Below are 8,973 nucleotides of genomic sequence, written 5' to 3' on the forward strand. Positions count from 1 at the left end.
ACATATGAAATGATAAAAGCTTCCTTAGTGCATAAGGGAGCTTTTATTCGTTCAATTATAGTTAGATCTATTAGTATATATAATAATGATTTTGATGAACTTATAAGACCAGTAATTTTATTATTGTTAGAGAATCTTAAAAAAGATAAATAGTATTATAATTACGGGAATGTAATATGTGCAGAGAATCGCAGTGATTCGGCAATAGAGAGGGTTTAAATATTTATATTTATAATATTTATAGATAGATATAACTAAAAATTCATCAAATATTCATGAAGAATGTTGAATTATATTGAAAAATTATGTAAAATATAAGCATATTATTACCAAAGCCTAAGTATTATAAGGGCTGTTTTTGGAGGGAATTATAATGAATAAAAAATTATTAGCTTTATTGGCAGTTGCTGCTGTAGGTGTGTCCGTAGCAGGTGCAACTCCTCAAACTCAATTCAATAAAGGTGAGTTTCAAGTTGATCTTGGTGCGTCTGATTCTAAAGCAAAAACTAAAGCTTGGACTGCTGATGCAAAATGGAACTTTGATGGTGGTGTAACATACGCTTTCACAGATAAAACAGCGTTGCAATACCAATACCATGGTTTGAATGATAAAATGTTCGGCACTAGCTATAGTGACAGAATGCAAGAAGTTAATTTGGTTCAATCCTTGAACAAAAATTTTGCAGTATATGGCGGTTATGCTCACATTTCTGGTGATACATTCCCTAAAGCAAATAATATTGCTCAATTAGGTGTAATTGGTAAAGCTAACCTTGGCTCTAAAGTAGACGTTTATGGTAAAGCGGGTGTAGGGACTAAGAGAACTACCACTTGGGAAGCAGGTTTAGGTTATAAAGTTAATCAAGACTGGGATATTAATGCAGGGTATCGTTATATCAATACTAAACGTGATGATGCATCCAATATTTCCTTCCAAGGTCCAGTAGTTGGATTATCTTACCGTTTCGGCGGTCACAAATCCGTAGCTCCTGTATACACTCCGGCTCCAGCTCCTACTGTAGAAGCGCCTGCATATAAAACTCCTAAATTGGATTACTATGTACAATCTATCTACTTTGACTCCGACCAAGATGTTGCTCGTGCAGACCAATATCCAAACTTAACAGCTGCTGTAAATGCTGCTAACCAATATTCTCAAGACCAAGTTAAATTGATGGGTAATGCTGATACTGATGCAAATCCTCAATACAACATTGCTTTGTCTGAACGCCGCGTACAACATGTGGCTCAATATTTAGTTAACCATGGTGTATCTGCCGATCGTCTTATCGGTATTGCTAATGGTGATGTTAAACCAGTTGCAACTAACTCTACAGCAGCAGGTAAAGCTGAAAACCGTCGTGTAGACGTTTATATTCATCGCTAATCTCTAGACTAATCTAGATTAGGCCTACAATAAGTCCACCTTCAATCATGCTCTCTTGTTTATCGAGAATTCGAGCATGCGATAAGGTGGACTTTTGTGTTATACTAAAATTGCATACAATCCTAGGTCATACAATGTTCATTATGCTTTGGTAATGTATGCGATGTGAGAATCGTATAGTTATATAGGTGTAGCTTATTAATAGTGTTATGTGAAGTAGGTTATTATGAAAGAATTCAAATATTACAAACAGCTCATAGGAGCTATTATACTAGCGGGCATTATGATTATGATGGCACTACGTATAAGTGATATTGCTAGTGGTCTTGACGCTATCTTTACGGCTTTTGTTCCGCTCATTGTGGGTGCTTGTATTGCTTTCGTATTGGATATTCTAGTCGTTCGTTATGAACGATGGCTATGGCCTAAGTGTGACTCTGGATGGAAGTATAAAATACGTCGCCCGTTGAGTCTTTTGCTATCCTTTGTAACAATTAGTGTTATTGTGTATTTTATTGCTCGGATGGCTTTACCTCAATTGATTCATTCTATGTCGATTATTGTAGCTGCATCACCGCAATTGTATACGGATTTCCAAACATGGATGCAACATATTACAGAAACCATTCCAATGGCGTCGAATCAAACGATTATAGATGCCCTAAGTGGAGAGAATATTGCTAAATATACTCGTGAATGGGGGACAAAAGGTGGCACATATATTGTAAATGCAATGGGCACCGTATTGTCTTGGACTTTGAACATAGGTCTTGGCTTAATTTTTGCTGTTTATATGTTGCTTGATAAGGAACGCCTTATGTTACAAGGTAAACGTATATTAAAGGCATATGCATCAGATGAGTGGGTAAATCGAGTTAGTTATGTAACTCGCGTAGCAGTTCAAACATTCAGCAATTTTTTTGTAGGTCAGTTTATAGATGCCTTGGTTCTAGGCGTGATGGTAGGAATTACTTTATGGCTATTTAATATTGAATATGCTACAACGATTGCCTGTGTAATTGGTCTAACTGGATTGATTCCACTATTAGGTATTTATGTTGGTGGTATCATTGGAGCCGTTATGCTACTTACTGTTAGCCCTATGGATGCTCTCATATATGTAATTATTTTAGAGGTACTTCATCAAATTGAAAGTAACTTTATTTATCCTAAAATTGTAGGTAACTCTGTTGGATTACCAGGTTTGTGGGTATTTGCTGCTGTTATCGTAGGCGGTAGTTTGATGGGGGTTACTGGTATGTTGATCGGTGTACCTTTAGTGGCTACATGCTATAAATTGATTATGACTGATGTAGATGGACGACTTGCATCTAATGAAGGTTTATAGTATATTGTCTAAATGATATGACTATTTACATATTTTTCGTGTTGCTGAATATAGCATGAACTTATAGAAATTCTAGTGTACTAATAGTTTGATTAATAGAAGCATAGTATCTAGTAGGAGGATTATAATGAATAAAAAGTTGATTTCTATGGCATTAACGGGGGTATTAGCAGTGGGCATGTTATCCGTTGCTACACCAAGTGTGGCAGATGCACGCAAAACAAAGCCTGAAACAAGTACGGATATTTCTGTAAAACGTGCACCTGGCGAGTCCATAGTTATGACTATGAGCCAAATTGGAACTATTTTCCAAAATCGCTATCCTAATGCGGCGCTTCATTCTGTAGAGCTCAACTCTAATGACTTGAACTATGGTTATAAAGTAGTTGGTTATGGTAAGTATCATCAGTACAAGATGAAAATTGATGTAATCACTGGTAATGCTTCTGATATGGAAGAGGGGGGCAAACCTAAGAAAGTTATTGGTGAGATTTTTAATAAAGATAAAGTTATTGAATCAACGCAAGCAGAACGTGTTGCAAAACAACAACTTGGAAATGATGCTGTTATGAAGGGCTGGAAAATTGAAGCTCATAATGGTAAAGTTTTATACTATGTGACTATGCATCAAGATGGTAAAAAAGTAGTTGTTACAGTAGATGCTGAGACAGGTGCTTATGTAGAACAATCTAAATCCTATAAATTACCACCTGAGCCAGATCAAGGCTTCGATGGTCGTAAAACAAATCTCGTTTGGGGTTCTGATATAGATATGGGCCGCTAACCTATCTATTGATGATTAATAAGAAAAGAGCCGAAGGCAATGCCTTTGGCTCTTTTTTGCGATTCCGATACTATAAAATATCGGTTGATAGTGCTCTTATGTTAGAATATTTTTTTTACAATAGATATGTTTGCAACAAAAGGACTGTGCCTAGGTTTAGTCCTTTTATTATTTATAACTATAGTTGTATTACCAACGATTTTCGTAGTACACTTGTGTCCACATGATAACCTCGACGAGGGATGGATGTGGGCTCATAGTTTCGCCTACAGTGATAACGGATCTAGGGTCCATTTCACGAGTAATACCTTTTTCACGTAAACGTTTAGTGCGTTCAGAAGCAATTTCTTCGTTGATTGCTGTCAACGGAGTTACACCACTATTCATAAGGTTCACATAAGGCTGGAAGAGGATAGAGGCTTGAGGACCTACGACATGCATACCAAGGATATGGTTGGTGTCTTTATCTACTACAATTTTTACAAATCCATCGTTTATATCTCCAGGGTTGATACCCATTGCATAGCCTTTTGCAGTGGAGGAGTAGAAGTTCTTCCCAACCCCTACATTGTAACCCGCTTTGATAGCTTCAGCCTCTGTGAGACCTACACTACCAATTTCAGGATAGGAGAAAGTAACTTTTGGTAATGTATCATACCTTGCCCAACGGTAATCATCTTCACTTGTTGCATAGAAGAGATTGTGAGCAATGATATCTGCTTCGTAGTTTGCACGGTGACGGAATGCCGGCTCCCCATTGACATCACCTAAAGCGTAGATACCATCAACGGATGTTTCTAAAAATTCGTTAGTTTTGATCCAGCCTTTAGGCCGTGTTTCAATACCAGTATTTTCTAGGTGAAGTTCTTCCACAGCTGGACGGATACCTGCAGCTACAAGGATTTCTTCAACTTTAGTTTCTGTAATTTCGCCAGTAGTACGATCTTTAGTAACTACTACTTTAAGGCCATCCTCTTGGCGGATTTCAACAGTGTCTTGGTTTAGAAGTACGTTAATACCACGTTCTCTGTAGTTGTTAAGCAAGTGTTCCGATATATCTGCATCTTCTTTAGGAACTAAACGTACATTATGTTGTAGAATTGTTACTTTTGTACCAGCGGAATCAAATACATGAGCGAACTCAACACCAATCGGACCCGCACCAAGTACAGCAAGGGATTTATATGGCTGTTTAGGGAATTTATCACCAAAGAGACTTTCACTAGTAAGGAACCCTGATTCTTGAAGACCTGGTACATTAGGTACATTACTATAGCCACCAGTACCAAGGATAATTGTAGGCGCTGTAATTTCTACAATGCCAGACCCATCGTTAAGATGGATGTTCATCACTTTATCAGATACAAAGCTTGCTGCACCACGATACACATCTACGTTGTCATAGGCATTGTAATAATCATAGATGTCTGCAGATTCGTCAATTTTATGCCAAGTACGCTTGGACACAGTATGCCAGTCCATAGTAGCAGGTCCAACGTTAACGCCAATTTTTTTGAATTCTTTTGTTTCTTGAATTGCATTAGCTGCTGTAACCATAACTTTTGTAGGAATACAACCGCGAGTTAGACATGTACCACCAAATTTACCTTTTTCTATGATTGCCACTTTAAGGCCTTTTTTGAGCGCAGCATCAGCTACGATGGTTGCGCCGCCTGTACCAACTACAATAATATCGTATTGTTTCATGTTGATTCCTTCCTATATATCTACTAATAGTTATTATCATTAACTATATTATACCACTACATTGAAGAAAATCAATATAGTTTGTTAGTGATTGGTGAAAGTTTATATTTAGTTTATCCAAATACATAATATTATTTCCAGAAAATTAAGAGGCGCGGATATATGTAACTTTCACAAAGTCCTATAAAAGAATGTACAATTAGTTTACAAAAAAAGACGGTCCCAAAGGACCGTCTAAAAAAATTTTTAGTTCCAATCTTGATGATAACCGCGTTTTGCATAATCAGCAGTAGCAGTGAAGAGGATATCTGTGCTAGAGTTAAGTGCAGTTTCCGTGGAATCTTGTAATACGCCGATAATAAAGCCTACGCCTACAACTTGCATTGCTATATCATTGGATATACCGAATAGGGAACAAGCCAATGGAATGAGTAACAAGGAACCGCCTGCAACACCGGAAGCCCCACATGCACCTATAGTGGCAATAACAGATAATAGGATTGCGGTAGGAATATCTACAATGATACCTAATGTATGCGCCGCAGCTAATGTCATGATTGTGATTGTAATTGCTGCACCCCCCATATTGATTGTGGCTCCTAATGGAATGGATACGGAATACATATCTGGATTAAGTTTCAATCGTTTGGCTAAATCAAGGTTTACGGGAATGTTTGCAGCAGAACTACGTGTAAAGAACGCATAGATTGCAGATTCTCGTAAGCATTTGAATACCAATGGGTATGGATTACGACGAAGGTAAATAAAGGATAAAATTGGATTGATTACTAGTGCTACAAAGATCATAGAACCAAGTAATAATACGAGTAATTGAAAGTACCCAATCAAGGCTTCGATGCCGTTAGTAGCAATGGATTCTGCTACAAGGCCCATAATACCAAGAGGGGCGAATCGAATGATCCAACCTACTACAGTAGTAATAGCTTGTGCAATGGACTCCATAACTTCCTTCGTATTCATCGGTGCATGGCGTAAAGCACCACCAATGATAAGTGCCCAACCTAAAATACCGATGTAGTTAGCAGTCATTAATGCTTTTACAGGATTATCAACTACATTTTTTAGTAATGTTGTCATAACCTCTACGATACCTTGAGGTGGTGCGGCATCGGCTGCACCTGCTGCTAGGTGTAATGTAGTCGGGAAAAAGAAGCTTACGATTACTGCTAAAGCCGCAGATAGGAATGTACCTAGTAAATATAAGGTTATAACAGAGCCCATACCTGTTTTTTGTCCAGAGCGATGTTTACTAATCGCAGCAATTACTAAGAAAAATACGAGGATAGGGGCGATACCTTTTAGCGCTCCAACGAAGAGGACTCCTAATAAAGCAAGTTCATTGGCCACATCTGGCACATAAAGAGCAGTTAAAATACCAATAATCAAACCTATGATAATTTGTTGGATTAGACTGACTCTATTGATTGATTTTACAAATCGATTCATAGTACACTCCAATACTTATATAAAAACAAATAAAACTCCATGATAAAGCATCCTTTCAACATGGACATATGTCATTATACAACGAACATGAAATGGTGGCAATAGATATTATAATCGATAGCCGTATATATTTATTATAAATATAGGTAAAAAATAGATATGTGTGTTTAGTTCTATATTATGTAGCGGAAAATACTAAATACCAGTGTTTTTAGTAGATATGTATATATTACATAGTCATTATATAGAGTATATATATTAGGATTCTTTTTAGCGTTCCTATAGTGTGGTATACTATGCCATATATAATTCTTGAACATAGTTCTTGATTTGTGAAAGGTCCATAATGAATACTAAAGAATTTAAAACGTATGCAGATAAAGAGAAATTTGTACAAGGCGTTTTTTCTAATATTGCAAAAAACTATGACTTAATGAATACGGTGTTAAGCTTTGGACAAGATTATTTTTGGCGTAAATTCTCTGTAAAAGCGATGAATATCGGTCCTCACCAATATGTACTTGATGTGGCATGTGGCACTTGTGTATTTACGAAGGAAGTATTACGTCAAGAGCCCACTTTGAAGGTAGAGGCATTAGATTTTAATAGTGAAATGTTAAATCAAGGTCGTGTTCGTATTGAGGCTGCTGGTTTACTTAATCAAGTAAATTTAGTACAAGGTGATGCCATGGCCTTACCATATGAGGATAATACATTTGATGCTGCAATGAGTGGCTTTGCAATGCGAAATGTTCCAGATATTAAGCAGGTATTGTCTGAAATGCAACGCGTGGTAAAACCAGGTGGGAAGGTTGTGGTGTTAGAACTTGCAAAACCAAGTATGTTTGGGTTTAAACAGTTATATAACTTCTATTTTTCATATATATTGCCTATTATAGGAAAATTGAGCAAAGATAACTCTTCCTATGCCTGGCTTCCAGAATCTTTACGTAGATACCCTCATCAAAGTGAGATTTTAGAAATCTGGAAATCTCTAGGATATGAAAATGCCACCTATCATGAATTGACAGGCGGCATTGTAGCTGTACACGAAGGTGTGGTACCGGAAAATTCTATTGTAGATAATAAGTGATGTTAGCGTCTTGGGAAACTATTAAAGAGCCTTTTTCTACAGGTGTAGCAGTTTCGAGAGCTGCTTTTAGCATTACTGGGTTACGATAGTAACCAGAGTCCATTGTGCTAGTTTCAGTTGTGCTAATGGAAACAGTTTTTACTGGTCCCAATGTACGACCGAGGGCAGCTGCGATAACTTCTGCTTTATGGCGACCGTTTTGAATCGCTTCTGTAGTTAAAGAATCAGATAATTGTTGAGACACATCATTTTGGAATGAAAGGTTGTTGATGTCGTTAGCACCAGCGCTAACAGCGGCATCGACAACCTTTCCTACGTTATCAAGGTTATTGATCTTAACTGTTACATGATTTGATACATTGTAACCTGTATTGATGCGTTTGCCGTCTTGATAGTCGCTCGTTGGATTGATGGAAATGCTAGATGTATAGATGTCTTTTTTTGCAACACCTAAGTTAGCTAATTGACTAATTAAATTACTCATAATACGATCATTATTAGATTTTGCAGCATTGATATTGGTATTTTGGCTTGTAATACCAAGTGTTAAAATCGCATAGTTAGGTGCTACAGATCGAGACGCTTGACCAGTAATATTAATTTCTGAAGTATCAAATGTGCCCTGTGGTGCAGCTAATGTGGTGGTTCCCATAGTAGCACATATAGCAGCTATAGCTACAGCTTTTGATAATAAATGTTTTGATAGTTTCATACTCAATCTCCTTACAATAATGTAATATTCATATTGGTAAACGCTAATAAAAGAAAACTAATTTGTGCTGAAAGTTCTTTATTACAGCTACATTGTACATGATTAATTGTGTAAAATCAATTATTAGGTTTATGGTTAAAAATGAAAATAAAATGAAGATTTTGTAAAATTGAGAATTGGGGGTTGCGATTATATTTTCATTGTACTATAATATGCATACAGTCGTTTGAGCGGCTGTTTCTTAATGAGTGTAGCAATACACTTAGAGGTTTAAAATGAACTTCAAAAAAGATTATAAAATGTGTTGACATGAAAGTGGTCATAATGTTATTATAATCAAGTCGTCAATTACGACAGTACTTAATAATGAAGTAGTGCAAATTGATAACAGATCTTTGAAAACTGAACAATGATAGGTAATCAATCATAACGATTGAACATATGCCAGAGTGCGGGTTTTGACATAGTCAAAACC

At 36.7% G+C, this 8,973-nt stretch carries 7 protein-coding genes; 4 read left to right on the plus strand and 3 right to left on the minus strand.

Annotated features, from left to right (window positions below):
- Window positions 1-373 precede the first annotated feature (373 nt).
- The 3 genes from DWV85_RS07890 to DWV85_RS07900 all read left to right on the plus strand — a co-directional run bounded on the left by DWV85_RS07890 (window position 374) and on the right by DWV85_RS07900 (window position 3,519).
- Window positions 374-1,387 carry an OmpA family protein gene (locus tag DWV85_RS07890; protein ID WP_123138479.1) on the plus strand — a complete coding sequence of 338 codons (1,014 nt, stop codon included), beginning with the start codon at window positions 374-376 and terminating at the stop codon, window positions 1,385-1,387.
- A gap of 226 nt (window positions 1,388-1,613) precedes the next feature.
- Window positions 1,614-2,735, plus strand: coding sequence for an AI-2E family transporter (locus DWV85_RS07895; protein WP_123138480.1), 1,122 nt, complete (start codon window positions 1,614-1,616; stop codon window positions 2,733-2,735).
- Window positions 2,736-2,862: 127 nt separating this feature from the next.
- A complete protein-coding gene (locus DWV85_RS07900) occupies window positions 2,863-3,519 on the plus strand; it encodes a PepSY domain-containing protein (protein WP_123138481.1) in 657 nt (218 codons plus the stop codon).
- Between the two features lie 189 nt (window positions 3,520-3,708).
- Here the strand turns inward: DWV85_RS07900 and DWV85_RS07905 are convergent, their stop codons facing one another.
- Together DWV85_RS07905 and sstT are read right to left on the minus strand one after the other, a co-directional pair.
- Entirely contained in the window at window positions 3,709-5,226 is a 1,518-nt protein-coding gene (locus DWV85_RS07905; RefSeq protein ID WP_123138482.1) for an FAD-dependent oxidoreductase, read from the minus strand.
- A gap of 246 nt (window positions 5,227-5,472) precedes the next feature.
- Window positions 5,473-6,693 carry a serine/threonine transporter SstT gene (sstT, locus tag DWV85_RS07910; protein WP_123138483.1) on the minus strand — a complete coding sequence of 407 codons (1,221 nt, stop codon included), beginning with the start codon at window positions 6,691-6,693 and terminating at the stop codon, window positions 5,473-5,475.
- 346 nt (window positions 6,694-7,039) lie between these two features.
- Here sstT and DWV85_RS07915 point away from each other — a divergent pair, with 346 nt between their 5' ends.
- On the plus strand, window positions 7,040-7,786 hold the full coding sequence (locus DWV85_RS07915; RefSeq protein WP_123138484.1) for a ubiquinone/menaquinone biosynthesis methyltransferase: 747 nt from the start codon (window positions 7,040-7,042) through the stop codon (window positions 7,784-7,786).
- Here DWV85_RS07915 and DWV85_RS07920 read toward each other — a convergent pair.
- Window positions 7,767-8,498 (minus strand): SIMPL domain-containing protein, encoded by a 732-nt coding sequence (locus tag DWV85_RS07920; protein WP_004692958.1) that lies wholly within the window; start codon window positions 8,496-8,498, stop codon window positions 7,767-7,769. The genes DWV85_RS07915 and DWV85_RS07920 overlap by 20 nt on opposite strands.
- Window positions 8,499-8,973 lie beyond the last annotated feature (475 nt).

Origin of the sequence: Veillonella sp. AF13-2 (genome assembly GCF_003603295.1) — a bacterium.
Lineage (GTDB): Bacteria > Bacillota > Negativicutes > Veillonellales > Veillonellaceae > Veillonella > Veillonella parvula_E.